This is a genomic window from Streptomyces sp. MspMP-M5 (assembly GCF_000373585.1).
Taxonomy (GTDB): Bacteria; Actinomycetota; Actinomycetes; order Streptomycetales; family Streptomycetaceae; genus Streptomyces.
Window position 1 is genome coordinate 1 of record NZ_KB891903.1, and the last position, 25,551, is coordinate 25,551.

General features: G+C 73.1%; 21 protein-coding genes and 1 riboswitch. Of the genes, 16 read left to right on the forward strand and 5 right to left on the reverse strand.

Annotated elements, in window-relative coordinates; translation table 11 throughout:
• Nucleotides 1-480 precede the first annotated feature (480 nt).
• Nucleotides 481-1,965 carry a DUF2079 domain-containing protein gene (locus B073_RS0123515; RefSeq protein ID WP_018540531.1) on the reverse strand — a complete coding sequence of 495 codons (1,485 nt, stop codon included), beginning with the start codon at nt 1,963-1,965 and terminating at the stop codon, nt 481-483.
• 138 nt (nt 1,966-2,103) lie between these two features.
• Between B073_RS0123515 and B073_RS0123520 the strand changes: the two genes are divergently transcribed.
• Nucleotides 2,104-2,889: an HNH endonuclease family protein gene (locus B073_RS0123520; protein ID WP_018540532.1), complete on the forward strand. Its 786-nt coding sequence runs from the start codon at nt 2,104-2,106 to the stop codon at nt 2,887-2,889.
• Nucleotides 2,890-3,009: 120 nt separating this feature from the next.
• Here the strand turns inward: B073_RS0123520 and B073_RS0123525 are convergent, their stop codons facing one another.
• Nucleotides 3,010-3,804 (reverse strand): DUF4190 domain-containing protein, encoded by a 795-nt coding sequence (locus B073_RS0123525; RefSeq protein ID WP_018540533.1) that lies wholly within the window; start codon nt 3,802-3,804, stop codon nt 3,010-3,012.
• A gap of 294 nt (nt 3,805-4,098) precedes the next feature.
• On the opposite strand from B073_RS0123525, the gene B073_RS0123530 reads away from it, so the two are divergent.
• The 6 genes from B073_RS0123530 (at nt 4,099) to B073_RS0123555 (ending at nt 13,121) form a co-directional block, all read left to right on the forward strand.
• Nucleotides 4,099-6,186, forward strand: coding sequence for an N-6 DNA methylase (locus B073_RS0123530; protein WP_026247658.1), 2,088 nt, complete (start codon nt 4,099-4,101; stop codon nt 6,184-6,186).
• A 241-nt stretch (nt 6,187-6,427) separates the two neighbouring features.
• Entirely contained in the window at nt 6,428-7,051 is a 624-nt protein-coding gene (locus B073_RS0123535; protein WP_018540535.1) for a hypothetical protein, read from the forward strand.
• Nucleotides 7,048-8,757: a serine/threonine-protein kinase gene (locus tag B073_RS0123540; protein WP_018540536.1), complete on the forward strand. Its 1,710-nt coding sequence runs from the start codon at nt 7,048-7,050 to the stop codon at nt 8,755-8,757. Before B073_RS0123535 ends, B073_RS0123540 begins: the two co-directional genes overlap by 4 nt.
• 200 nt (nt 8,758-8,957) lie before the next feature.
• A complete protein-coding gene (locus B073_RS0123545) occupies nt 8,958-9,596 on the forward strand; it encodes a SurA N-terminal domain-containing protein (protein WP_018540537.1) in 639 nt (212 codons plus the stop codon).
• A gap of 138 nt (nt 9,597-9,734) precedes the next feature.
• Nucleotides 9,735-10,814: a nucleoside triphosphate pyrophosphohydrolase gene (locus B073_RS0123550; protein ID WP_018540538.1), complete on the forward strand. Its 1,080-nt coding sequence runs from the start codon at nt 9,735-9,737 to the stop codon at nt 10,812-10,814.
• 243 nt (nt 10,815-11,057) lie between these two features.
• Nucleotides 11,058-13,121, forward strand: coding sequence for a tetratricopeptide repeat protein (locus tag B073_RS0123555; protein ID WP_234025146.1), 2,064 nt, complete (start codon nt 11,058-11,060; stop codon nt 13,119-13,121).
• On the opposite strand, the gene B073_RS0123560 is transcribed toward B073_RS0123555, so the two are convergent.
• Together B073_RS0123560 and B073_RS0123565 are read right to left on the reverse strand one after the other, a co-directional pair.
• A complete protein-coding gene (locus tag B073_RS0123560) occupies nt 13,109-13,303 on the reverse strand; it encodes a hypothetical protein (protein WP_018540540.1) in 195 nt (64 codons plus the stop codon). The genes B073_RS0123555 and B073_RS0123560 overlap by 13 nt on opposite strands.
• 10 nt (nt 13,304-13,313) lie before the next feature.
• Nucleotides 13,314-14,165 carry a helix-turn-helix domain-containing protein gene (locus tag B073_RS0123565; protein ID WP_026247659.1) on the reverse strand — a complete coding sequence of 284 codons (852 nt, stop codon included), beginning with the start codon at nt 14,163-14,165 and terminating at the stop codon, nt 13,314-13,316.
• A 231-nt stretch (nt 14,166-14,396) separates the two neighbouring features.
• Here B073_RS0123565 and B073_RS40850 point away from each other — a divergent pair, with 231 nt between their 5' ends.
• Entirely contained in the window at nt 14,397-14,906 is a 510-nt protein-coding gene (locus tag B073_RS40850) for an ATP-binding protein (RefSeq protein WP_018540542.1), read from the forward strand.
• Nucleotides 14,907-14,942: 36 nt separating this feature from the next.
• Here the strand turns inward: B073_RS40850 and B073_RS0123575 are convergent, their stop codons facing one another.
• On the reverse strand, nt 14,943-16,247 hold the full coding sequence (locus tag B073_RS0123575) for an MFS transporter (protein ID WP_018540543.1): 1,305 nt from the start codon (nt 16,245-16,247) through the stop codon (nt 14,943-14,945).
• 138 nt (nt 16,248-16,385) lie between these two features.
• On the opposite strand from B073_RS0123575, the gene B073_RS0123580 reads away from it, so the two are divergent.
• The 8 genes from B073_RS0123580 (at nt 16,386) to B073_RS0123615 (ending at nt 25,206) form a co-directional block, all read left to right on the forward strand.
• The gene (locus tag B073_RS0123580; protein ID WP_018540544.1) at nt 16,386-17,261 is read left to right on the forward strand and encodes a LysR family transcriptional regulator; all 876 of its coding nucleotides are present in this window, start codon (nt 16,386-16,388) and stop codon (nt 17,259-17,261) included.
• A 209-nt stretch (nt 17,262-17,470) separates the two neighbouring features.
• A complete protein-coding gene (locus B073_RS0123585) occupies nt 17,471-18,781 on the forward strand; it encodes a cytochrome P450 family protein (protein ID WP_018540546.1) in 1,311 nt (436 codons plus the stop codon).
• Between the two features lie 256 nt (nt 18,782-19,037).
• Nucleotides 19,038-20,183, forward strand: coding sequence for a transglycosylase family protein (locus tag B073_RS0123590; RefSeq protein WP_018540547.1), 1,146 nt, complete (start codon nt 19,038-19,040; stop codon nt 20,181-20,183).
• A gap of 259 nt (nt 20,184-20,442) precedes the next feature.
• Nucleotides 20,443-20,612: riboswitch (cyclic di-AMP (ydaO/yuaA leader) on the forward strand.
• A 7-nt stretch (nt 20,613-20,619) separates the two neighbouring features.
• The gene (locus B073_RS0123595) at nt 20,620-21,297 is read left to right on the forward strand and encodes a transglycosylase family protein (RefSeq protein WP_018540548.1); all 678 of its coding nucleotides are present in this window, start codon (nt 20,620-20,622) and stop codon (nt 21,295-21,297) included.
• Nucleotides 21,298-21,536: 239 nt separating this feature from the next.
• Complete coding sequence (eno, locus tag B073_RS0123600) at nt 21,537-22,859, forward strand: phosphopyruvate hydratase (protein ID WP_051094156.1); 1,323 nt, start codon at nt 21,537-21,539, stop codon at nt 22,857-22,859.
• A 214-nt stretch (nt 22,860-23,073) separates the two neighbouring features.
• Complete coding sequence (locus B073_RS0123605) at nt 23,074-23,568, forward strand: FtsB family cell division protein (RefSeq protein ID WP_018540550.1); 495 nt, start codon at nt 23,074-23,076, stop codon at nt 23,566-23,568.
• A 124-nt stretch (nt 23,569-23,692) separates the two neighbouring features.
• Entirely contained in the window at nt 23,693-24,247 is a 555-nt protein-coding gene (locus B073_RS0123610; RefSeq protein WP_018540551.1) for a DUF501 domain-containing protein, read from the forward strand.
• Nucleotides 24,244-25,206 carry a Ppx/GppA phosphatase family protein gene (locus B073_RS0123615; RefSeq protein WP_018540552.1) on the forward strand — a complete coding sequence of 321 codons (963 nt, stop codon included), beginning with the start codon at nt 24,244-24,246 and terminating at the stop codon, nt 25,204-25,206. Before B073_RS0123610 ends, B073_RS0123615 begins: the two co-directional genes overlap by 4 nt.
• The last annotated feature ends 345 nt before the right edge of the window (nt 25,207-25,551 follow it).

Here is a 25,551-nt window from a genome sequence, read left to right on the forward strand (position 1 = left end):
CTGCTTCGCTTTACGTCCGACAACCCACCCCCTCCGGCCCGCCCCACAGGCACCCTCCCGTACATACGTGAGCGCCCCCGCCCGGTGGGGAGGAGGGAAGCGGCCTCGTCGTGGTGCCCCCGAAGCCAGAAGCGCGGGTCGGCCGTGAGCACCCTTGACCTCCCCTTTCCCACAAGGGGCGGGGATCGTCGCCGTCCGGCGGGAGGGTGCGGGGCCGGAGGGGTGGGTGTTCGGACGTAAAGCGAAGCAGTCCGAACACCCACCCCGGAGGCCCCGCACCCGCCACCCACCACGTACCGGCGGGCCCCGCCCCACAAGCCCCCGCCGCAGGCGAACCCTACGGCGGGTCAGTCGACAACGTGGGCGGCGATCCGCTCCGCACACGCGGACGTAGAGATCCGCCCCGTATCGACCGTCAGGTCGTAGTGGACGCCGACCCAGACCGCGGTGCGCGGGGATTTTCCCGGCCGCCCGGCCCGGTCAGTGGGCCGAGGTGCGGTGGAGGACGACGAGGTCCGCGGCGGTGCCGAGCAGGACGTAGGTGGAGTGGGGGTGGCGGGCGGTGGCGTCGGCCAGGGCCTGTTGCGGGGTGTGGTCGTCGTGCAGCTGTGCGGCGACGTAGTCGGGGGCCAGCCCGCCCGTGTCGCCGGTCCAGTAGACGCGGGTGCGGCCGGTGAGGCGGCTGAGCGGGCGGATGTCGGACTCCACCGTCGCGCCGTCGGGTATCCGGTCCAGCAGCCGCTGGGCGGCGGGTACTTCCGGGGGCGTGCGGTAGGTGTCGGCCTCGGTCAGCCGCGCCAGCGGCAGCGTGGTGGTCAGGGCGAGCGCGGCGGCCAGCACGGCGGCGGGCAGGTGGTGGGCGTAGGAGCGCATCCAGGGCCGGGCGGAGGCGAGGGCCCGGGGCAGGGCGTCGACCAGGGCGAGGAAGACGACGGGCATCAGGACGGCGCTGTAGTGCCAGTCGGTGCCCCAGTAGTGGGGTTCGTGGGAGAGGAAGCGCCAGCCGAGGGTGGGCACGGCCACGAGGAGGAGCGGGGAACGCAGCGCGAGCAGGCCGGTGGTGGGCAGCAGCGTCCACAGCAGGGTGCGCAGGGCGACGTCGACGGGTATGGCGGGGGCGTCGGTGCCGTGGCCGCCGAGTTTGCTCCAGTAGTCGTAGGAGCCGCCGCCGTTGAAGGCGGGGATGACCAGGGCGAGGGTGACGGCGGTGGCGGTGATGCCGAGGACGACGAGGGCGAGCGGCAGGGGGCCGGGGCGGCGGGTGCGGAGCAGGGAGAGCGCGCCGATGGCGGCGGCGGTGACGCCGAGGTCCTCCTTGACCAGGAGGAGGGGGGCGGCCCAGCAGGCGGCGGTGTTCCAGCGGCCGCGCAGTGCGGCTTCGAGGGCGAAGGCGATCAGCGGGACCGCGAAGGCTATTTCGTGGAAGTCGAAGTCGACGGCCCGTTGTATGCCCCAGGACAGGCCGTAGGCGAGGCCGAGGGCCAGCCCGCGCCGGCGGCCGAGGTGGCGGGCGGCGGCGCGGGTGACGGGTATCGCGGAGAGTGCGAACAGCGCGGCCTGCGCGGTGAGCAGGGTCAGGGGGGAGGGGAACAGCCGGTAGAAGGGGGCGAGTAGCACCAGGATGGGGCTGAAGTGGTCGCCGAGGATGTTGGTGCCGGGTCCCTTGAGGTCGACGAGGGGCGCCCGGAGGTGGGCGTAGCCGCGGACCGCCTGCTCGAAGATGCCCAGGTCCCAGGAGATGGTGGACATCGTGCGGTAGCGCCCGTACGAGAGCACGGCGAACGCGACGAAGAAGAACCCGGCGGTCCAGTACGGGTCGAGGCGCGGGGCGCGGAGCGCGGCGCGGAGTGCGGCGGGCCGGGACGGTGCCGGCGCGGTGGTGGCGGGCGCGGCCGACGGGTCGGCGGCGGTGCCGGAGGAGGGCCCGGTGCGGCCGTCCGCCGCCGTTGCTGCGGCCGTGTCCATGGGCGTCCTCACTCTCGATTTCCGAAAAGATATCCGAACCCGGGGTACGGGTCGGTCCGGCGTCCGCCGGCCGGCCCGTCCCCCGGTTCACCTGTCCCGCAACGCCGTTGCCACGCTTTTTCGGATTGGACGCCCCACGTGATTCGGATCTCCACCTCCGCCCGCCGCCCGGCCCCGAGCGCCGTCGGTGCCGCCGCCCTGGCCGTGCTGCTGGCCGTCGCCGGCTGTTCCGGCCCCGGCGGCCGGGGTGGTGGTCACTCGGACGCGGGGCCGGGCGCGTCCGTTCCCGCGGACGGCGGCGGGCGGATGGGGGCGCCGGGCAGTGCCCGGAGCGCGCTGGGCTCGCTGGCCGTCAAGCGGCCGGGGACGAAGGACGGTTACGCCCGGGACCGCTTCGGCTCGGCCTGGGCGGACACCGACGGCAACGGCTGCGGCACCCGTGACGACATCCTCAAACGGGATCTGCGCGGGACCGCGTTCCGGGACGCGAAGAAGTGCGTGGTGGTCTCCGGAACCCTGCCGAAGGACCCGTACACCGGGAAGTCGCTGCGCTACCAGCGGGGCCGCAGCGCCGTCGACATCGACCACGTGGTGGCGCTGTCGGACGCCTGGCAGACGGGCGCGCGGCAGTGGCCGGCCCGCAAGCGGGTGGCGCTGGCCAACGACCCGCTGAACCTGATCGCGGTGGAGGCGTCGGCCAACCGCAGCAAGAGCGACGGGGACGCGGCGGACTGGCTGCCCTCGTACGCCGGTTACCGCTGTACGTATGTCGCGCGGCAGGTGGCGGTGAAGCAGAAGTACGGGCTGTGGGTGACCCGGGCCGAGCAGGCGGCGATGGCGAAGGTGCTCGACTCCTGCCCGCGCCAGGCGCTGCCGGGCGGGGGGACGCCGACGGAGGCGCCGGCGCGGTTCACGGCGAAGTAGGAGCAGCCGCGCGCCCGGCGGGAACGGCCCCGGGCCCGGGCCGCGGTGGTCGCGGTCCAGGCCCGGGGCCGTTGCGCCGGAGGGGGTCGGGGTGGCGCCCGTCGGGGGCGCCGCGCGGGGTCAGCCGGTCGGCAGCTTCCAGAAGACGCCCTGCATGTCGATGTCCGGGGCGACCTCGACGTCGAGTTCCTTGGCGGTGGGCGGGGCGTCGAAGGCGACGTCCACGGTGGCGGTGGCGCCCGGGGCGATGGAGCCGTCGAAGCCGATGCCAATCTTGCCGTCGATGATCTGCTCCGCCTTGCGGCCGTCGGCGCCGGTCTTGGCCTTGATCTGGGTCAGGGCCGGGTTGAAGGCGGCCTTGCCCTTGTTCTTGATCTGCACGGTGACCTTGTACGCCTTGTTGCCCGCGGTGTGGCCGGAGGCGATGTCGCCGACGGTGTACGGGGTGAGCTTGGCGACGCTCACCTCCAGGCCCTTGTCCGGGTAGGTCGCCACGGCGCCCGGCCCGTAGGACTTGTTGCCCTTGCTGCCGTCCTTGGGCTGCGCCTGGGAGCCGTTGACCTGCTTGTTGATCTCGTCGACGGCCTTGTTGACGGCGAGCACGGTGACGATGATCCCGACGATCGCGAGGATCATCGCGAGGCCGCCGAGGACGGTGCCGGTCACCGCCACGCCCTTGTTGGTGGCCTGGCCCTTCTTGACCCGGCTCAGGCCCACGAAGCCGAAGATCAGCGCCAGCAGACCGAGCGGGCCGGCCAGCCAGAACAGGACCATCGGGATGCCGCTGAGCGTGCCGATGATGCCGAGGATCAGGGCGGTGATGCCGAGGCCGTTGCGGGCCGCCTGGTGGTGACCGGGGGCCGGCATGCCGGGCGCCCCCTCCGGGACGGGCTGGTACTGCATCTGCTGGGACATGCGAAGGGGCCCCTTCCGGGCGCTGGAGTCGTTCCGTGAATCGGTGGGTCAATAAGAGCAGAGGCTGTGAACCGAGTCAACACGAGTTCACGAAATGCCGAGGTTCACGCCGTGAAGCGGTTCGTGCGCAGTGCATGGGTATGCTCGTCGGCACAGAGGTCACCCAACGGTCACGGGGTCATCGGGACAGGAGCCACACAGGTGCCGGAGAAGGCGACGGACGACAGCGCGGACCGCGGCGTTACGGAAACCCGCGCGGCCGGCGGGCGACGGGCGGACGCCCGCCCGACCGAGGTGACCGCCGCCGGCATCGCCCGGCTCGCCGGCGTCGGCCGGGCCGCGGTCAGCAACTGGCGGCGCCGCCACGCCGACTTCCCCAAACCCGTCGGCGGCACCGAGACCAGCCCCGCCTTCGCCCTCCGCGACGTCGAACAATGGCTCCGCGACCAGGGCAAACTCGCCGAGGTCCCGGCCCGTGAACGGGTCTGGCAGCAACTCGTCGGCCACCCCGCCGGCGCCGCCGCCGCGCTCCGCCAGGCCGGCGCCGTCCTGCTGCTCGTCCAGGAGCGCCCCGCCGCCTGGCGCCAGCTCCGCGCCGCCGCCGACGACACCGAACTGACCGGCGTCCTGCCCGCCATGCTGGAATCCGTCCTCACCGGCCGGCTCGGCCCCGGGCACCCGGTGCGCGGCCTGACCCGCACGGCCCTCGCGCACTCCGCCGCCCTCGTCCGCGCCACCGGCGACCTCGCCACCACCGACGGCGCCGCCGAGGCGTACGGCTTCCTGCTCGGCCGCCACCTGGACGCCAACCCCCGCCAGTACACCCCCACCCCGTCGGGACCGGCCGCCCTGATGGCCGAACTCGCCGCCACCACGGGCTCGTTGGCCACCGTCCTGGACCCGGCCTGCGGCTCCGGCGCACTCCTCGCCGCCGTCCACGAGACGTCCGGCCAGGGACCCGCCGGCCACGACCAGGCCCCCGCCCTCCACGGCCAGGACGCCGACCCCGACCTCGCCGCCCTCACCGCGCTCCGGCTCGCCCTCCAGGCCCCCGGCGCCGACGTCCGCGTCCGGGCCGCCGACACCCTGCGCGCCGACGCCTTCCCCCAGCTCGCCGCCGACGCCGTCCTCGCGCACCCGCCGTTCAACGAACGCAACTGGGGCCACGACGAACTCGCCTACGACCCCCGCTGGGAATACGGCTTCCCGGCCCGCACCGAATCCGAACTGGCCTGGGTCCAGCACGCGTTGGCCCGGCTGCGGCCCGGCGGCACCGCCGTCCTCCTCATGCCGCCCGCCGCCGCCTCCCGCCGCTCCGGCCGCCGGATCCGCGCCGACCTGCTGCGCCGCGGCGCCCTGCGCGCGGTCATCGCCCTGCCCGCCGGCGCCGCCCCGCCCAACAACATCCCGCTGCACCTGTGGGTGCTGCGCAAGCCCGGCGGCACCACCCCGCCCGTCCCCCAGCTCCTGGTCGTCGACACCGCCGCCCCCGCCGGGCCGGGCCGCGACAAACTCGACTGGCAGACCGTACGGGCCACCGCCCTGGACGCCTGGCGGGACTTCGACCGCGACGGCGGGATCGAGGAGGTGCCCGGCGTCCGCCGCTCGCTGGCCGCCATCGACCTCCTCGGCGACGACGTCGACCTCGCCCCCGCCCGCCACCTGCCGCCGCCCGCCGCCGCCGGCGGCCCCGCCGAACTCGCCCGCGTCCACGACCGCCTCACCGCGACCCTGGCCCGCACCACCGAACTCACCCCGCTCCCCGGCACCGACACCACCGCCCCCGAGGCGGCCGCCGCCCGCTGGCCCCAGACCACCGTCGGCGAACTCGCCCGCTCCGGCGCCCTCGTCCTGCGCACCGGCGGCGCCGGCACCGCCGGGCCCGAGCCGGCCCCCGCCGTCCTCACCGACCACGACGTCCTCGGCGGCCTCGCCCCCTCCGGCACGCTCCCCGAAACCCCCGCCGGCACGCCCCCCGAGGAGCCCGTCCTCGTCCAGGAGGGCGACGTGGTCGTCCCGGTCCTCGGCGGCGGCGCCACCGCCCGGGTCGTCGACGAGGCCACCGCCGGCGCCGCCCTCGGCCGCAACCTCACCCTGCTGCGCCCCGACACCGCCGCCCTCGACCCCTGGTTCCTGGCCGGCTTCCTGCGCGGCACCGCCAACAACCGCCAGGCCAGCAGCTACGCCTCCACCGCCACCCGGCTCGACGTCCGCCGCCTCCAGCTGCCCCGCCTCCCGCTCGCCGAACAGCGCCGCTACGGCCGCCGCTTCGCCGACCTCGCCGCGTTCGAAAGCGCCCTGCGACTGGCCTCCCGGCTCGGCGAGCAGTTCGTCCAAGGGCTCCACGACGGCCTGACGGACGGCACGGTCGCTCCCGGCTGAGCCCCGGAGGCCCGCGTGCAGGGTTGTACGGATCGCCGACCCAATCCGTACAACCCTGCACGCGGGCGCGGCGTCGTATATACGCTCGCAGGCACGTGCGCGCACCGGCGGCCCGGCTGCCGTGGCGCGCGCACGGCCGCCGAAGGGGCCCGCCCTGCTCGGGCAAGGCCGAGCACTCGGGAGCCCCCGGCCCGGCCCCCGGCCCCGGCCTCCGGTCACGAACGAACCATCAGGAGCAGTGATGCACGGCCCAGTTCCGGCCCCGCCGGTGCACCGTCCCCCGGCGCGCGGGACGGTCCTCGCCCTGAGGTTGGTCTTCGTGGCCGCCACGGTGCTCAGCCTGGGCTTCCTGTCCTGGGCCGCGATGCTGCGGGCCGCGATCGTGCAGCGCCGGCCGCTGGGCTGGTGGCTCTTCGCCGCCGACCTGGTGCTGTTCGTCGGCACCTGCGTACTGATCGTCAGCTTCCCGGAGGACGACTGGCGCACCAACGTGGGCGTCGCCCTCCTGCTGCTCCAGATAGCCGCCGTCGTGGCGTACTACCTCGTCGTCGACCTCCGGGCCGAACGGGCCCACACCGCAGGACCGGTCCCGCCGGCCTACCCTGCCGGGGCCTTCTACCACCCCTACGCCCCGCCGCCCGTGCACCACCCCCACACCCCCCTGCACAACCAGGAGACCCAGCCCTACGCCGTCCCGGGCGCCGGCCCTCTGGGCGCGCCCCCCATGGCGGCACCACCGGTCAACCAGCAGCCCCCACAGCCCCCGCCGTACGCGCCCGAGCACCGCCCGCCGCCCCAGCGCATCGACCAGGTCCGCGCCGAACTCGACGAACTGAGCGACTACCTCCGCAAGGAGGGCCGGTGAACGGGCGGGTCATCGCCGATCGCTACGAACTCTCCGTCCTCCTCGGCCAGGGCGGCATGGGCCAGGTCTGGATCGGCTACGACCGCCGCCTGGACCGCCGGGTCGGCGTCAAACTGCTCCGCCCCGACCGGGTCGCCGGCACCCCCGACGGCGAGGAGATGCGCCGCCGCTTCGTCCGCGAGTGCCGGGTCACCGCACAGGTCGACCACCCCGGACTCGTCACCGTCCACGACGCCGGCAGCGACGACGAGGACCTCTACCTCGTCATGCAGTACGTCGAGGGCGCCGACCTCTCCGACCACCTCGCCGAGCACGACCCCTACCCCTGGCCGTGGGCGGTCTCCGTCGCCGCCCAGCTGTGTGCCGTACTGGCCGCGGTGCACGCGGTGCCGATCGTCCACCGGGACCTCAAGCCCCGCAACGTCATGATCCGGCCGGACGGCTCCCTCATCGTCCTGGACCTGGGCATCGCCTCAGCCCTGGACACCGACACCACCCGCCTCACCCACACCGGCTCGCCCATCGGCAGCCCCGCCTACATGGCGCCCGAACAGGCCATGGGCGGCGCCGTCGGCCCGTACACCGACCTCTACGCCCTCGGGGTACTCCTGCACGAACTCCTCAGCGGCCAGGTCCCGTTCGCCGGCTCCACCGCCCTGGGCGTCCTCCACCGGCACCTCCACGAGGAGCCGGTCCCGGTCCGCCGGCTCCGCCCCGACGTCCCCGAGCCCCTCGAAGCGCTCGTCCTGCACCTGCTCCGCAAGGACCCCCGGGCCCGCCCCGCCGACGCCCAGGAGGTCTACGCGGCCCTCGCCCCCCTCCTGCCCACGTCTTCCGCGGGCCCGCACCCCCCGCTGTCCCCCATGGACCCCACGCGCCCCTTCCGTCAGCCGCACGCCCCCTGGCCGGCCCGTTCCGCCGGCGCCCCGGCGCCCGCGCCCACCCCGACGGTGCCGGCCACCCCGCGCGTCCCCGAGCAGCGGGCCGCCGCGCCCGCCCGGCCCGTCCAGGACCCCCGCACCTCCCTCGCCGGCAACGCCTCCTGGACCGCCCCGCCGTCCGCCCACCGGCCCCCGCCCCAGCAGAGCCCCGCCCCCTCCGCCGCCACGTCCTCCCCTTCCTCCTCTTCCCCCTCTCCCTCCTCCGGCCCGGACGTCGCCGCCGCCGTCGACGAGGTCAAACTCCTCCTCGACCAGGGCCGCATCACCCGCGCCGTGGACATCCTCGGCGGCATCCTCCCGGCCGCCGCCGAACGCCACGGCCCGCACTCCCCGGTCGTCCGCACCCTCCGCAAGCAGTACGCGGCGACCCTCATGGACGACGGCCAGTACCGCCGCGCGCTGCCCGAACTCCGCATCCTGGCCGAGCAGTACGCCAAGGAGTCCGGGGCCGGCGCCACCCGCCAGGCCCTCCAGTTCCACCACGACGCCGCCCAGTGCCTGGAACAGCTCGGCGAGGTCGCCCAGGCCCTGGAGGAGTACCGCGCCCTGCTCCCGTACTTCGAGCACTACGCCGACGACCCCGTCCGCCCCCTCGAAATCCGCCGCTCCATCGGCCACCTGCTGCTGGCCCAGGGCGAACACGGCGCCGCCAAGGAGACCCTCGCCCGCCTCCTCCACGACGCCGAGCGCCTGCACGGCCCGCACCACGCCTTCCCCACGGAGATCCGCCGGACCCTGTACTGGCTGGCGCAGATGCAGGGTTGACGGGAGCGCAGGATTGACGGGTGCGCGGCCCGGCGGTGCGCCACCCGGGCGGGCCGGTCGTCGTCCGCCGGAACCGACCCCCGCGCGGCTCGTTGCCCGAAGCAGTGGCCCGCGCCACGCCGACTCCCTAGCATCGATCACCGAAGGTCGTACCTAGGTCATCACTCCGTCGCACGATCTGCATCCCCTCGGGAGGCCAAGTGTTCCGCCGAAGGACCGCGCTCTCCGTTTCCGCCGCCGCGCTGCTGGCCGCGGCCCCGCTGCTCACCGCCTGCGGCACCGACGCCCACCCCGGCGCCGCCGCCATCGTGGACGGCAAGCGGATCACCGTCGCCGAGCTCCAGGGCCGGGTCAAGGACATCCGCGCCGCCCAGGCCGCGTCGCCACAGGGCAAGGAGATGATCACGAACACCGGCCGGCTCGGCCTCTCCACCCTCAACGGCATGATCTTCGACGAGGTGCTGGCCCGCGCCGCCCGCGACGCCGGGGTCAGCGTCACCCGCGCCGACATCCAGAACGCCCGGGCGGAGGCGGAAGAACAGGCCGGCGGCGCCGCCCGCCTCAAGACGATGTGGCTCCAGCAGGGCACCGCCCCCGACCAGATCGACCAGGTGGTCCGCAACCAGCTCCTCATCGACGGCCTCGCCAAGCACCTGCACGCGGACCGCGGCCGCCCCGAAGGCCAGCGCGCCCTCGTCGAGGCCCTGTCCAGGACCTCCCGCGCCATGGGCGTCGACGTCAATCCCCGCTACGGCGCCTGGGACGACCAGCAGGTGATCCTCGGCGAGACCAGGACGCCGTGGCTGGTGCCGGCGGCGCCGCCACGGCAGGAGGCGTAGCCGCGCGGGCGCCGTCGGGGGGACCGAGCCGGTGTCGAGCCGGAGCCGGGCTGGTGCGAGCCGGTGTCGAGCCCGGGCCGAGCCGGGCTGGCCCGGTGCCCGCGGAGCACTGTCAGTGCCGTGCGTTACGTTCGTTACGTGAACGCTGACGCCGCTGACGCCACCCCTGCTGCCGCCGCCGGTCCGGACGCCGCCGCCCGCCCTGAGCACTCCGGTACCGGCACGGACACCGGTACGGGCACCGGCACCCGTGCCGACACCGGCACCGGCCGCCTGGTCCTGCTCACGACCAGCCACCGGGTCGCCCCCGGCCTGCTCTCCTGGCCCGCCTGGCAGGCCCTGCGCACCGCCGACCGCGTCCTCAGCGCCGACCCCGACCACCCCCAGCTGCCCTACCTCCGCGAGGCCGGCATCACGGTCGAGACCGCCGCCCCCACCGCCCGCGAACTGGTCGACGACGTCGTCCCCGGGGACCGCACCGCCGTCGTCCTCACCTCCGCCGACGGCGAGAGCGCCCTCACCGACGGCCTGGCCCGGCTCGCCGGCTCCGGCCGCGAGACCATGCCCGACCTGGAACTGCTGCCCGGCTCCTACGACCTCCCCGGCGCCCGCCTGCTCGACCTCGTCCAGGTCATGGACCAGATCCGCGCCGAGTGCCCGTGGAGCAGCATCCGCACCCACCGCGACCTCGCCAAGTACGGCATCGAGGAGGCGTACGAACTGGTCGAGGCCATCGAGGAGGGCGACCGCGAGGCGCTCCGCGAGGAGCTCGGCGACGTCCTCCTCCAGGTCGTCTTCCACGCCCGCATTGCCCAGGACGACCCCGACGCCCCGTTCTCCGTCGACGACGTGGCCGGCACCCTCGTCGAAAAGCTGCTCCACCGCCACCCCCACGTCTTCGGCGACGAGCCCGCCGAGACCCCCGAGGACGTCAAGACCCACTGGCTCCGCACCAAGGCCGAGGAAAAACAGCGCACCTCCCTCACGGAAGGCGTCCCGCTGGCCCAACCTGCCCTCGCCCTCACCGCCAAACTCGCCTCCCGCGTGCGGTCGGCGGGCCTGGCCGTCCCCCTCCCGTCGGGCGCCGGCATCGGCTACGAACTGTTGGCCCTCGCCGTCCGCGCCGAGTCGGAGGGCATCGACCCGGAGGCAGCCCTCCGCGCCGCGGCCCGCGCCTACCGGGACGCGGTGGTGGCGGCCGAGGAGAGCAGCACTTAGTACCGTTGGGGGACTGGGAGTTGTGGGGGAGGGGCTTGGGTGGACGAGGAGTTGGTGACGCGGGCGGCCGCACTGTTCGCGAACTCGGACTATGGGCCGAGTCCGCTTAAGACAGCCGCCTTTGTGGGCCTCGTTGACGGACCTCCGCCCGAGGAACCGTCAGAGGCAAACGCCTGGTGGCTCGCCGTCCTGCGTAGCTTGCTGGAGCGGGACCCCTCGGCCGCCGCTGAACTCCGCTCCCTCGTGGGTGAGTTTCCCTCGCCCGCCTCTGCCGAGCCGCACGGCCCCGGTGAGTTCGACGGACCTGCCGGGACCCCCGTCGTCCGCAACGTCGTGTCCGGGGGCACCACCTACGGCCCCGTGATCCAGGCGGAAACCATCAGTGCCCTCGCCTTTCACACGAACCCCGTCCCGGGCGCTCTCCCCGACCCCCAGGGCTGGCCTACGGCCGACGACATGGACCCGATCGCCTTCGGTGTCCGGCCCACCCACCGTGTCCCCGGTCACCCGCCCCTCCCGCCCTACGTCCTCCGCGACCGTGATCACGACCTTGATACAGCCTTGGGAGAGGCGCGCGCGGGCGGCGGTCTGGTGCTGCTGCTCGGTGAGCCGTTCACCGGAAAGTCGCGCACGGCATTGGAGGCGATGGCCAGAGGGCCGGCCGGCCGTAGGGTGTTCGCGCCGGCCCGTGGCACGGACCTGCGCGGCCTGCCCGCCCTGCTGCAAGGCCGCCCGGAGCGTTACCTCATCTGGCTCGACGACCTTGACGAGCACCTCGGGGACGGCGGACTGGAACCGCGCCTGCTCGCCCAGTTGGCGGCCCTCCGGGTCGTCGTGGTCGCCACCATGAGTGAGGACGCCTACGACGCCTGCCGTGTCCAGCCCGGCGGCCGGGTCCTCGACTTGGCCCACATCGTCGAACTGGCCCGGGAGTGGAGCCCGACGGAACGGCAGCGGCTCGCAGCGGACGCCGCGCGCACCGGTGATCCGCGCCTGATGGGCGTCGTCTCGGCAAGCGGCCCGGACGGCGCCGCCACCTGCCTCGCCCTGGGTCCCCTCCTCTGGGACGAATGGTGGCGCGCCCGTCGCGCCGACCGCCACCCGCGTGGTCACGCTCTGGTCCGCGCCGCCTTGGACCTCGCCCGCTGCGGCCTGACCGGCCCGCTCCCCATGGACCTCCTCCTCAAGGTCCACGAGGGATACGCGGACGTGACCGGCATGGAGCGGGAGTCGGCCGAGGACGCCCGCGCCTGGGCGACCGAGCGGCGGTACGGGCTGCTGCGGCTGCTGGACCGGGTGACGGGGGACACCTGGCGGGCCGCGCCGATCCTCGTCGAGGCGGCGGCCCGGCATGAGGAACTGCCGGACGTCCCCGGCCCGGTGTGGGGCTGCGCCCTGGGGGTGGCCCGCACGGACGGGGCGTACGACTACGCCGAGGTCGCGGCGGATGCACGCATCGCCTTCCAGCGCGCCGCCGACGCCGGGGACACCGCGGCCCTGCACAACCTCGGCCTGCTCGCCGATTCGCTGGGGGAGCGGGACGAAGCCGAGCGCTGGTTCCGTCGGGCGGCCGAGGCCGGGGAGCCGCAGTCGGCGGGCAGGTTGGGGCGGACGCTCGCCGAGCGGGGTGAGGGGAAGGCGGCCGAGCCGTTCCTGGAGACTGCCGCGGAAGCGGGGGACGCCGGGGCGGCCGCGTTGCTCGGGAAGCTGTTGCGTGCCCGGGCCGAGCACTGGTTCGCCGCAGGGGCGAAGGCCGGGAGTCCGGAGGCGGCGCATCTGCTTGGCGATCTGCGGCTCGGCAGGGGGGACGTCGACGGAGCCTTTACCAGCTACCTGGAGGCAGCCGCCGCCCGCTACGAGCCCGTGGCTCGGGGCATGGGCGTCATCCACCTGCTATGGCAGGAAGGCAAGGTCGCCGACGCCTGGATGCGCCGAGCGGCGGCGTCGGGTGATGCGTGCGCCGCCGGCTTCCTCGACCCCCTCAGCATCGACTCCGTAGAGCGCGCTGTGGCGTTCTTCCAGGACGACGCCCAGCGGGGCCGCGGCCTCGACGCGGCCAACCTCGGCACGCTCCTCGAAGAACACGGTCGCCCCGACGAAGCGCGCACCTGGTACCTCAAGGGCTACAAGGACGGCGACGCCTACGGTGCCTTCCGCCTCGCCGAGCTGTACAAGAAGTGCGGCGACGAGGCCGAGGCCACAGCCTGGTACCGCAAGGCGGCGGCCCTGGGCCACCCCGGGGCCAGGCGCGTCCTCGGGGAGGCCCCGGCCTCGGAGCCGGGCGGGTCTGGTGATCAGAGCAGGTGATCCGCCTTGCCCGCTTTGATATCCCGGACGAGCGTGCGTAGGGCTTCTATGGAGTCGGTGAGGTAGTGGTCTTCGTTGCCTTTGACGGCGATGTAGGCGTTGCCTTCGGGGTCCGTACCGAGGCGGAAGCAGGAGTTGCCTTCGGCGCAGAAGGGCTCTTCCCAGGTGATCTTGGGTGTCATGGTCGTCTCCTCATAGGTGGTGCGCGATCTCGCTGATGAAGTCTCTCGATTGGTCCGGCGGCAGAGCCAACTCTTCCAACCAGTCGAGTTGAGTCCGGTATTTCGCCAACTGCCCTTCGGCGTGGAGGAAATCGGGGCCATGCGTGCTGTCCACCTGGACGGTGTCGAGCTGTGGCACGGGCCCTTCGGCGTACACGGCGTTCTGTCCGGCACCAGGGAAGGCGCCGTGAGAGAACGGGATGACGAGGAGAAGGATGTTCTGCCGTTCCGACATGGCGAGCAAGTGCTCAAGTTGCTTGCGTGCGACAGTGCGGCCACCGAACTGCATCCTCAGCGCCGCCTCGTGGATGATGGCAACGAAGGAGGCCGGGGCGTCGCGGGTGATCACTTGTTGGCGCTCGGCACGGTGAGCGAGGCGAAGCGCGACTTCGTGCTCAGGCAGGGCGGGTACTGCGACGCGGAATACGGCCAGCGCATGGTCGGGAGTCTGCAGCAGCCCTGGGATGTGCACCGTGTTGGCCACGCGCATGCGCACTGCCTGGTCTTCCAACTCGGCGATGTCGAGTAGCCCTTGCGGCAAGCTGCCCCGGTAACGCTCCCACCAGCCGTCGCCGTCGGGCTGCGCCATCGCGACCAGCGCTTCGATGTATTTCTCATCGGTGCAGCCACAGTTGCACGCGAGTGTGCGCAGGCGCTCGGCGCTGATACCGCGCACGCCCGACTCCATGTTGGAGATCTTGCCGCGGTCCACACCTAGCAAGCCGGCTGCGTGTTCGGCGGACATGCCCGCTGACGTGCGGAGTCTCCTCAGCTCGCTCCCCAAACGCCTCTGTCGCTCCGTCGGGATGGTCCTGGGCGGCATGCCGTCCCCCTCCATGCAACGTCGCCTCAGTCTGGTCTCCAGGGAGGCGAGTTCACCAATCCGTGGCTCATTTGCCGAAGTGTGTGGCAAATTTACCATCAGCTGTTCTACGGTCAGTGTTGCGCAAGATACACACCGCAACCGCCGGAAGCGCACCGCGCGAGTACGCCCGCCTGTCCTGGGGTGAGTGCGTACGCGCCTAACTAACCGACGCAACCGAGGGGTTCCACCATGCCCGTCATCCCGTTCCCGTCGCAGTCCGCAGCGTCTACGCCGACCTTGACCAAGCCCCGGGTCCCCGCCGTCCCCTCCCGCTGGACGTTTCCCGCCACTGCCGCCTCCGTGCGACGCGCCCGGTGGGCCGTAGCCGGGGCGCTGCCCGCCGACTGTGCCCCGCAACTGGCAGCCGATCTCGTCCTGTTGGCCTCGGAACTCGTCACCAACGCGGTGCGGCACGGGACCCTGCACGGTGATGACCGGGAAGGCCAACGAGTCGAGCTGTTCCTCTGGCCTGCCGACGGGCACTACTGGCTGGCGGTGTCCGACGCCGGAGACGGGCACCCCGTCGTCAGGGCGTCCGACCCGGACATCGGTTGCGGCGGCCGCGGGCTGGTCCTCGTGGACGCCGTCTCCGCCGCCTGGGCGGTGATGCCGCGGCGCCCCTGCGGGAAGTCCGTCGTCGCGGGGATGCCACTGCGCGAGAAAGAGGAGGAAGGACCCCAGAGGGAGGAAGGACTTTAGAGAGGGGGAAAGGAGGAGGTGAGGTGCGCACGGCGCTCAGCCGCCCACGCCGGAGGAGCCCGCCGCCGCCCGCGCGGCCCGCACCCGTTGCGCCCACTCCGCCGCCCACACCACCACAACCGCCCCCGCCATGCCCGCCCCCAGCGCGCACACGCCGCCCCAGCCGCCCAGGCCCCAGACCGCCGACGTGAGGGCGGAGCCCGCCGCGCCTCCCGTGAAGTAGTTGGTCATGTAGGCGGAGTTGAGGCGGTTGCGGGCTTCGGGGCGGACGGCGTAGATGAGGTTCTGGTTGGTGACGTGGACGGCGTGGGCGGCGAGGTCCAGGACGATCACCCCGGCCAGCAGGGCCACCAGTGACCAGGCGCCGCCCGTGCCGCCGGCTGCCAACAGGCCCCAGGAGGCGAGGAGCAGGCACGCGCCGACGCCGGTGACGCGGTGGGCCAGTCCGCGGTCCGCCAGTCGCCCGGCCGCCGTGGCGGCGAGCGAACCGGCCGCGCCGACCAGTCCGAGCAGCCCGATCGTCGATTCCTGCCAGCCGTAGGCGGGGCCGGAGAGCAGGAAGACCACCGCCGTCCACAGGGTGCTGAAGCCGGCGAAGGTCAGGGCGCCGAGCAACGCCCGCCGGCGCAGCACGGGTTCCTGGGCGAACAGCGCCAGAGTGGAGCGGAGGAGGGCGGGGTAGCGCAGTCCGGCGTCGGTACGCAGGGCCGGGAGGCGGAGCCGCAGGAGCACCGCCATCAGCAGCATCAGGGCCGCGTTGACCCAGTAGACCGTGCGCCAGCCGCCGAGTTCGGCCAGGAGGCCGGCGGCGGTGCGGGCGAGGAGGATGCCCAGCAGGAGGCCGGTCATCACCGTGCCGACGGTCCGGCCGCGTTCGGCGGGTGCGGACAGCGTCGCCGCGAACGGCATGACGACCTGGGCGGCGACGGACGTCAGGCCGGTCAGGGCGGTGCCGACGAGCAGCAGCGCGCCGTTCGGGGCGCTCGCCGTCACGGTCAGGAAGGCGGCGGTCAGCGCGCAGAGGACGACCGCGAGCCGGCGGCGCTCCAGGAGGTCGCCGAGCGGGACGAGGAGCAGCAGCCCGAGTCCGTAGCCGGTCTGGGCGACGGTGACGACCAGTGCGGCGGTGCCGGCGGAGAGGTGGAGGTCGCGGCCTATGACGTCCAGCAGCGGCTGGGCGAAGTAGTTGCCGGCGACCGAGAGGCCGGTGGCGACGGACATCAGGAGCAGGGTGCCGCGGCCGAGTCGAGGTGTCGGCGCCTCCGCTCCGGTGGCGGCGAGGTCCCCTTCGGTGCTCGTCTCCGGGCCGGTCGGTTCTTCCGCGCTCGTGCTCGTGCTCATGCTCGTGCTCGTTCTCATGGGCACAAGGGTCCGGCCCGTGGCATCCATCGGTCCAACGCATGGTTTTCATCGCATCGATCGTGATGTGAGATGGGACGGATGGGAGCTGCGGAGGCGGACGCTCCTACGATCGCGGGCATGGAGCTGCAGCAGATGCGGTACGTCGTCGCGGTCGCCGAGACCGGTGGGTTCACCCGGGCCGCGGAGCGCTGCCATGTGGTGCAGTCCGCGCTCAGCCATCAGATCGCGCGGCTGGAGAAGGAGTTGGGGGCGCGGCTCTTCGACCGGACGAGCCGCCGCGTGCGGCTGACCGCCGCCGGGGAAGCGTTCCTTCCGGTCGCCCGGCAGACGCTCCAGGCCGCCGAACGGGCCCGCGCCGAGGTGGAGGCGGTGACCGGCGAGGTGCGCGGGCGGCTGGCGGTGGGGGCGATCTCCACCGTCGGCGCCGTCGACCTCGCCCGCGAGCTGGGGGCGTTCCGTACGAAGTATCCGAAAGTGCGGATCGGCCTGCAGATGGACATGAGCGATCCGCTCATCGAGCGGGTGCGGGAGGGCGTGCTGGACGTGGCGTTCGTCGGGCTGGTGCCCACGGCGCGGACGGCCGGTGTACGGGAGAAGGTGCTGGCGCACGGGGAACTGGTGGCGGTGGTGCCGCCGGAGCATCCGCTGGCCGGGCGGGAGTGGACGACGCTGGCGCGGGTGGCCCGGGAGACCTTCGTCGACTACGCCGAGGGCTCGGCGGCCCGCCGCCAGCGCGAGGAGGCGTTCCGGGCCGCGGGGCTGACCTCCGAGGTGGCGTTCGAGGTGACCACGGTGGACTTCCTGGTGCAGCTGGTCGGGGCCGGGCTCGGCATCGGCATGGTGCCGGAGTCGTTCGCCCGCCGGCTGACCGGGCTGCGGGTGGTGCGGGTGCGGCCGGCGCCGGAGCGGACCGAGCGGGTGGTGTGGAGCGGGCTGGGCCCGTCCCCGGCCGCGGCCGCCTTCCTGGCGGAGCTGGGGGTGGAGACGGGGTGACGTTCCGGACGCCCTCGGCGGGGACGGCGACGGGGACGGCGACGGGGTCGGGGACGGCAATGGGGTCGGGGTGAGACCTGCGGGCCCGGCGGGGCGGGTGCGTCACCGGTTACGGTCGATACGTGCAGCACCACAAGCCCGACGCCCGCCCGGAGACCAGGCCCGGCCCCCACCCGGAGGGCACCCCCGCCCCGCCCGCCGGCTGCCCGATGGCCGCCCCGGCCCCGGCCGCCCCCACCCCCGCCCTCTTCTCCTGGCAGTTCGCCGCCGATCCGTACCCGGCGTACGCCTGGCTGCGCGAGCACGCGCCGGTGCACCGGACCCGGCTTCCCAGCGGTGTCGAGGCATGGCTGGTCACCCGTTACGTCGACGCCCGGCAGGCGCTCGCGGACGCGCGGCTGTCGAAGAACCCGGTGCACCACTCCGAGAACGCCCATGGAAAGGGCAAGACCGGCATTCCGGGCGAACGCGGCGCCAACCTCATGACGCACCTGCTCAACATCGACCCGCCGGACCACACCCGGCTGCGCCGCCTGGTCTCCAAGGCGTTCACCCCGCGCCGGGTCGCCGCGTTCGCGCCGCGCATACAGGAGCTGACCGACCAACTCATCGACGCCATGATCGAAAAGCAGCACGGCGCGGAGCGGGGGAGCGCAGATCTGATCCACGAGTTCGCGTTCCCGCTGCCGATCTACGCGATCTGCGACCTGCTCGGCGTCCCGCCCGAGGACCAGGACGACTTCCGCGACTGGGCGGGGATGATGATCCGCCACGGTGGCGGGCCGCGCGGCGGAGTCGCCCGTTCCGTGAAGAAGATGCGGGCGTATCTGGCCGAGCTGATCCACCGCAAGCGCGCCGCCCTCCAGGACGGCGCCCCCGGCGACGACCTGATCTCCGGCCTGATCCGGGCCTCCGACCACGGCGAGCACCTCACCGAGAACGAGGCGGCCGCTATGTGTTTTGTGTTGCTGTTTGCCGGATTTGAGACCACGGTCAATCTGATCGGCAACGGCACCTACGCACTGCTCCGCCACCCCGCCCAGCGCGAACTGCTCCAGAAGTCCATCGCGGCCGGCGACGAGGAGCTGCTCGCCACCGCCGTCGAGGAGCTGCTCCGCTACGACGGTCCCGTGGAACTGGCCACCTGGCGGTACGCGACCCGGGAGCTGACGCTGGGCGGACAGCGGATCGCCGAGGGGGACCCGGTCCTGGTGGTGCTGGCGGCCGCCGACCGCGACCCGGCGCGGTTCGACGAGCCGGACGTGCTCGACCTCACGCGGCGTGACAACCCGCATCTGGGATACGGGCACGGCATCCACTACTGCCTCGGCGCACCCCTGGCCCGCCTCGAAGGACAGACCGCGCTCGCGACGCTGCTGACCCGCCTGCCGGACCTCCGACTTGCGGCGGAACCTGAAGATTTGCGCTGGCGCGGTGGGCTCATCATGCGCGGACTGCGCACCCTGCCGGTCGAGTTCACGCCCGAGTCCGCGCCCGACTCGTCCCGACCGGGGTCCTGACCAGCAGCGGTACCAGAATTGACGCCCCGTCAGTTACGTGACCATTGCGTGATCTCCGCTACACCGGCTTGTGACTGCCCGTGACCCCGGCTACCTTTCCTCCGACGATCGGGGGCGGCCCCGGGCTGCCGCACGGCACCCCTCGCAACCGCCGATCCGACAACTCAACCGCCGCGCGAAAGGCAACCGCATGCGTTCCGGGAACGGTCGGCACCGTCGCCCCCGACAGGCACCGGCCATCTTTGTCACGGCCGGCGTGACCGGCGCGGGCCTGGCCCTGCCGCTGTTCACCGCGGGCGGTGCGCACGCCGCCGACGCGACGACCTGGGACCGCGTCGCACAGTGCGAGAGCGGCGGGGTCTGGAGCGCCGCCACCGGCAACGGCTTCTACGGCGGCCTCCAGCTGACCCAGGAGATGTGGGACGACTACGGCGGCTCCGCCTACGCCTCCCGTCCCGACCTCGCCAGCCGCGCCCAGCAGATAGCCGTGGCCCAGGCGATAGTCGACGACCGCGGCCCGGACGCCTTCCCCAGCTGCGCGCTGCACGCCGGACTGACCAAGGGCGGCCCCGCGCCCAGCGTGGACCCGGGCGCCACCAGCCGCCCGTCGCCGCGCCCGACGCACGGCGGCCCCGACGGCCGCCACTCCGGCACGACGGGAGGCGCGGACGGCGCCGGCCCGGGTACCCCGACCCCGGCACCGTCCGACGACGGCTCCGGCTCCCACACCCCGGGCTCCCCGTCGGCCACACCCGACCCGTCCGACCCGTCCGGCTCGTCCTCGGCCACCCCCTCGCCGTCCGACTCGGCATCGGGCTCGCCGTCCGGCTCGCCGTCCCCCTCCGGCTCAGGGGCCCCCTCCGACTCGGCCTCCCCGTCCGACCCGGCGTCCGGCACGCCGTCGGCCTCCCCGTCCGACGACGACCCGTCGGGCTCGCCCGCCCCGTCCGACCCGTCGGGCTCGTCCGCCCCGTCCGACCCCACGGACCCGGCGCAGCAGCCGACGCACCCGGCGCACCCCACGGGTCCCACCGACCCCGCAGACCCCGCCTCCCCGGCCCCCTCTGACTCCACCGGCCCCACCGACCCCGACGCCCCCTCCACGCCCCCCGCCACCGGCAAGCACCGTGGTGCGCCGGGCGACGGTGCGGACTCCGGGGACGGCCGGGACGGCGGCAGCGGCCGGCACGCCTCGCGTGGCGGGAAGGACTCCCGGACGCCCCCGGCGGACGACGGCCGCTACCGCGTTCGCCCGGGTGACAACCTGTCAGCGATCGCCGAGAGCCATGACCTGCCGGGCGGCTGGCCCGCGCTCTACGACCGCAACCAGGGCGTCATCGGCTCCGACGCGGATCTGATCCACCCTGGTCAGCTGCTCGATCTCGGGCGGAAGCAGGGGTAGTTACCGGCAGTTCGCCGGATTTCCCGCCGTTTCGTAAAAGTGAGATATGGCTCTCGTTGCGGGGGGCGGGGTGCGCCCCGCCCCCCGTTCCCATACCGGGGTCTACCTGCGGAAATGGCCTGTGCATTGATCAAAAACGGTCAACTTGGTTCAGAAGATGGGGTTTGAACACCAACAGGGTTACTGCTTACGGTCAGGACCGCTCGCCAAAGCGGGCCCTTCGATCGCACGCCGAATCCTGCCGGCGGTCGGAGTCGACGACGCGCAAGCGCCGAAGGCAGGAGCGGGGGACCCAAGGTAAGTGCCGGCCCCGCCCGTGAAAACGGGTCAGCCGGCTTGGGGTGAAGCCGTGTGTGCAGCACACGCGGCCGGGCAGCTCACACGGCCCGAACCCGACAGCTCACCTCGCAGGCGTCGGTGAGGAAACGAACGCACGATGCTGATCAACAAGGGCAAGCACCGCCGCAGCTCCAAGGCCGTCCGCGTCGCCACCCTGGCCGGTGTCGCCGGCGCCGCCGTCGCCGTCCCGCTGATGGGCGCCACCTCTGCTTCCGCCGCCTCGGTCGCCACCTGGGAGAAGGTCGCCCAGTGCGAGTCCAGCGGCAACTGGTCGATCAACACCGGTAACGGCTACTACGGTGGCCTGCAGTTCTCGAACTCCAGCTGGGCCGCCGCCGGTGGCACCAAGTACGCGCCCCGCGCCGACCTGGCCACCAAGTCCCAGCAGATCGCCGTCGCCGAGAAGCTGCTCGCCATGCAGGGCCCGGGTGCCTGGGGCTGCGCCGGCGCCGGTGGCCTGACCTCCGGTGGTCCCGCCGCGAACGTCGACCCCTCCGGCTCCACCGCCAAGAAGAGCCAGGGCACCGAGACCACCAAGAAGAGCCAGGGCACCACCAAGAAGTCCGCCCCGGCCCGCGAGAAGGTCGAGAAGGCCCAGCCGGCCCCCGAGCGCTCGCACCGCTCCGGCGACACCTACGTCGTCAAGGCGGGCGACACCCTCGCCAAGATCGCCAAGGCGCACGGCACCAACTGGAAGGCGCTCTACGCCGCCAACAAGTCCGTCGTCGGCGGCAACCCCAACCTGATCTTCCCGGGTCAGAAGCTCAGCGTCTGAGCCGTACCGGCCGCCTGAGAGACCCGCGAGAGCTGCCCCGCCGCGGCGCGTACCCCCGAGCGCGCCACGGCGGGGCTTCTCCGTTCCCGGACCCGGCCGGCGGCCCGGCGCAGCGTTCCCCGCATAGCGAACATTGCGCGGAAACCTCCTGTGAACTGGGCTTTTGACTCTCTTGTTGGGGTTTTCCGTCCCAGGGAGCGGGCCACGGGCGAGCGGATCGCGCCAGGGCCGTTAGGCTCATGCCGAGAACTCCAGACACCCATGAAGGAGACAACGTGCCGTCCATCGACGTCGTCGTAGCCCGCGAAATTCTCGACTCGCGAGGTAATCCCACGGTCGAGGTCGAGGTCGGCCTCGACGACGGCAGCACCGGCCGTGCCGCCGTGCCGTCCGGTGCCTCCACCGGCGCCTTCGAGGCCATCGAGCTGCGGGACGGCGACCCCAACCGCTACCTCGGCAAGGGCGTGGAGAAGGCCGTCCTCGCCGTCATCGAGCAGATCGGCCCGGAGCTGGTCGGCTACGACGCGACCGAGCAGCGGCTGATCGACCAGGCGATGTTCGACCTGGACGCCACCGACAACAAGGGTTCGCTGGGCGCCAACGCCATCCTCGGCGTCTCGCTCGCCGTCGCGCACGCCGCCTCCGAGGCCAGCGACCTGCCGCTGTTCCGCTACCTCGGCGGCCCGAACGCGCACGTCCTGCCCGTCCCGATGATGAACATCCTGAACGGCGGCTCGCACGCCGACTCCAACGTGGACATCCAGGAGTTCATGATCGCCCCGATCGGCGCGGAGTCCTTCTCCGAGGCGCTGCGCTGGGGCGCCGAGGTCTACCACACCCTCAAGAAGGTCCTGAAGAACAAGGGCCTGGCCACCGGCCTGGGCGACGAGGGCGGCTTCGCCCCGAACCTCGGCTCCAACCGCGAGGCCCTGGACCTCATCCTGGAGGCCATCAAGGAGGCCGGCTACACCCCTGGCCAGGACATCGCGCTCGCGCTGGACGTCGCCGCCTCCGAGTTCTACAAGGACGGCAAGTACCAGTTCGAGGGCAAGGAGCGCTCGGCCGCCGAGATGACCGAGTACTACGAGGAGCTGGTGGCGGCCTACCCGCTGGTCTCCATCGAGGACCCGCTGTTCGAGGACGACTGGGCCGGCTGGAAGGTCATCACCGACAAGCTCGGCACCAAGGTGCAGCTGGTCGGCGACGACCTCTTCGTCACCAACCCCGAGCGCCTGGCCCGCGGCATCGAGGAGGGCTCCGCCAACGCCCTCCTGGTGAAGGTCAACCAGATCGGTTCGCTGACCGAGACCCTGGACGCCGTCGAGCTGGCCCAGCGCAACGGCTTCAAGTGCATGATGTCGCACCGCTCGGGCGAGACCGAGGACGTCACCATCGCCGACCTCGCCGTCGCCACCAACTGCGGCCAGATCAAGACCGGCGCCCCGGCCCGCTCCGAGCGCGTCGCCAAGTACAACCAGCTGCTGCGCATCGAGGAGATCCTCGACGACGCCGCGGTGTACGCCGGCCGCAGCGCCTTCCCGCGCTTCCGCTCTGCGGAGTAACAAGCACAGTCGCTCTGCGGAGTAACAAGCACAGCCGTTCCGCGGAGTAACGAGCACAGCCGTTCCGCGCACCAGTAAGCACCGCGGGGGCCGACGCCACAGGCCCCTCAAGTGCCGCGTCCCCGGCGCCGGTCCCGTACCGTTGCCGGGGACGTACGTCATGATGCCCGCCGTGACGACGTCAGGACGGAAGCTGAAGGGGAGGCGAGACGACGTGCCCGCGGACCGGTTCTCCACCGCGACCCGGCTCAAGGCGCTCGGCGAACAGGCCGCCGCCCGCGTCCACCGCGCCCGGCGGCGGCCCCGCCGCAACCGCCTCACCGGCCGCGCCGCGCTGCTGGCGCTGGTGATGTGCTCGCTGGTGGTCGCCCTGGCCTACCCCATAAGGCAGTACATCACCCAGCGCTCGGACATCGCCGACCAGCGCCGCAAGGCCCAGGAGGCGGCGGCCGCGCTGGACCGGCTGCGCGACGAGAAGGCCCGCTGGCAGGACCCGGCCTACGTCCGGCAGCAGGCCCGCCGCCACCTTCACTACGTCATGCCGGACGAGACCGGGTACATCGTCCAGGACGGCTCCGGCGTCCGCGCCGCGCCCAAGGGGGCGGAGACGACCCAGCGCCCCTGGTACGACAAGCTCTGGGACGACGTCGACCGCACGGACCGGGCCGCCGCCGTCCGCACCACCCCGGCCGCCGCCGGCAAGCGGTAGCTCGCACCGGCCGGCACCGGCGAGACTGTACGGGCGGGGCCGCACCCGGCGGTACGGGACGCCACCGGTCCGCCGTCCGCCCGGCCCCGTCCGCCATCCATCACCGGCCTTCACGAAAGCGCACATGGACACGCCTCCGCCCCAGACCGAGCCCACCGAGCCCACCGCCGCGGACATCGCCGCCTTCAAGGAGCAGCTCGGCCGCCCGCCGCGCGGCCTGCGCACCATCGCGCACCGCTGCCCCTGCGGACAGCCGGACGTCGTCGAGACCGCTCCGCGCCTGGAGGACGGCACGCCCTTCCCCACGCTCTACTACCTGACCTGCCCGCGCGCCGCCTCCGCGATCGGCACGCTGGAGGCCAACGGCGTGATGAAGGAGATGACCGAGCGACTGGCGAACGACCCGGAGCTGGCCGCCGCCTACCGAGCGGCCCACGAGGACTACATCCGCCGGCGGGACGCCATCGAGGTGCTGCAGGGCTTCCCGAGCGCCGGCGGCATGCCCGACCGGGTCAAGTGCCTGCATGTGCTCGTCGGCCACTCGCTGGCCGCCGGCCCGGGCGTCAACCCGCTCGGCGACGAGGCGCTCGCGATGCTGCCGGAGTGGTGGCGCAAGGGCCCGTGCGTGACCCCGTGCGCCGAGGACGCCGGCCGGAGTGACGAAGGAGAGTCCGAGTGAAGCGTGTCGCCGCCGTCGACTGCGGTACGAACTCCATCCGCCTGCTGGTCGCGGACGTCACGCTGCCCGACAGCGCCTCCGGCGCGGGTTCGACCGGCGAGCTGAAGGAGCTGGACCGCCGGATGCAGATCGTCCGGCTGGGCCAGGGCGTGGACCGCACCGGGCGGCTGGCGCCCGAGGCGCTGGAGCGCACCTTCGCGGCCTGCCGGGAGTACGCCGCGGTGATCAAGGGCCTGGGCGCGGAGCACGTCCGCTTCGTGGCCACCTCGGCCTCCCGGGACGCGGAGAACCGCGCCGACTTCGTCCGCGGTGTGGTGGACATCCTGGGCGTCGAGCCCGAGGTGATCACCGGCGACCAGGAGGCGGAGTTCTCCTTCACCGGCGCCACCAAGGAGCTGACCGGCCACCCGCACATCGAACTCCCCTACCTCGTCGTGGACATCGGCGGCGGCTCCACGGAGTTCGTGCTCGGCGGTGAGACGGTCCGGGCGGCCCGTTCCGTCGACGTCGGCTGCGTCCGGATGACGGAGCGCCACCTCGCGCACGGCGACCTCGCCGACCCGCCCACAGCCGGCCAGATCGCCGCCATGAAGGCCGACATCGCCGCGGCCCTGGACCGCGCCGAGGAGACCGTCCCGCTGACCGAGGCCGCCACCCTCGTCGGCCTGGCCGGCTCGGTCACCACCGTCGCCGCCATTGCGCAGGGCCTGGACCACTACGACTCCGCAGCCATCCACCACTCGCGGATCTCCCGGGCCGAGGTCCGCGGGATCACCGAGCGGCTGCTGGCCTCCACCCACGCCGAGCGGGCCGCGATCCCGGTCATCCACCCCGGCCGGGTCGACGTCATTGCCGCCGGCGCCCTCGTCCTGCTGTCGATCATGGAGCGGGTCGACGCCGAGGAGGTCGTGGTCAGCGAACACGACATTCTGGACGGAATCGCCTGGAGCCTCGCCTGACGGCAAGCCTCGTGCGCCACTCGGGACGGTGCCGCAACCGCCGCTCAAAACGGGCTTTTTGAGCGGGCGCGGCGCCGTCCGAGCGGGTTTCGGGGGCGCCGGAGGGGCCGCCGGAAAAAAGGTTCGTGAAATCCTTCACATGAAAAACCCGCCTCCCGGGCGAACTAAGGGGCCGACCGACCCTCATTCGAAGGTCCTAGGACTCATCTGCCCGGGGTTTGCGGGGTCTACGGTGGGTTTCCGCTGTGTGACGAGAGTGTCCGCGCGGGGTGCGGTACGGCGGCTCATGAGCGGACAAGCCCTGATCAACAGGGGTCTTCAACGTGTCGCGTTATACCGTGGTTC

Coding starts and splice junctions, on each gene's coding strand:
- B073_RS0123515 (WP_018540531.1), bottom strand. CDS start 1,965: ATGGACACGGCCGCAGCAACGGCGGCGGACGGCCGCACCGGGCCCTCC.
- B073_RS0123525 (WP_018540533.1), bottom strand. CDS start 3,804: ATGTCCCAGCAGATGCAGTACCAGCCCGTCCCGGAGGGGGCGCCCGGC.
- B073_RS0123535 (WP_018540535.1), top strand. CDS start 6,428: ATGCACGGCCCAGTTCCGGCCCCGCCGGTGCACCGTCCCCCGGCGCGC.
- B073_RS0123560 (WP_018540540.1), bottom strand. CDS start 13,303: ATGACACCCAAGATCACCTGGGAAGAGCCCTTCTGCGCCGAAGGCAAC.
- B073_RS0123565 (WP_026247659.1), bottom strand. CDS start 14,165: ATGCCGCCCAGGACCATCCCGACGGAGCGACAGAGGCGTTTGGGGAGC.
- B073_RS40850 (WP_018540542.1), top strand. CDS start 14,397: ATGCCCGTCATCCCGTTCCCGTCGCAGTCCGCAGCGTCTACGCCGACC.
- B073_RS0123575 (WP_018540543.1), bottom strand. CDS start 16,247: ATGAGCACGAGCACGAGCGCGGAAGAACCGACCGGCCCGGAGACGAGC.
- B073_RS0123580 (WP_018540544.1), top strand. CDS start 16,386: ATGGAGCTGCAGCAGATGCGGTACGTCGTCGCGGTCGCCGAGACCGGT.
- B073_RS0123585 (WP_018540546.1), top strand. CDS start 17,471: ATGGCCGCCCCGGCCCCGGCCGCCCCCACCCCCGCCCTCTTCTCCTGG.
- B073_RS0123595 (WP_018540548.1), top strand. CDS start 20,620: ATGCTGATCAACAAGGGCAAGCACCGCCGCAGCTCCAAGGCCGTCCGC.
- eno (WP_051094156.1), top strand. CDS start 21,537: ATGCCGAGAACTCCAGACACCCATGAAGGAGACAACGTGCCGTCCATC.
- B073_RS0123610 (WP_018540551.1), top strand. CDS start 23,693: ATGGACACGCCTCCGCCCCAGACCGAGCCCACCGAGCCCACCGCCGCG.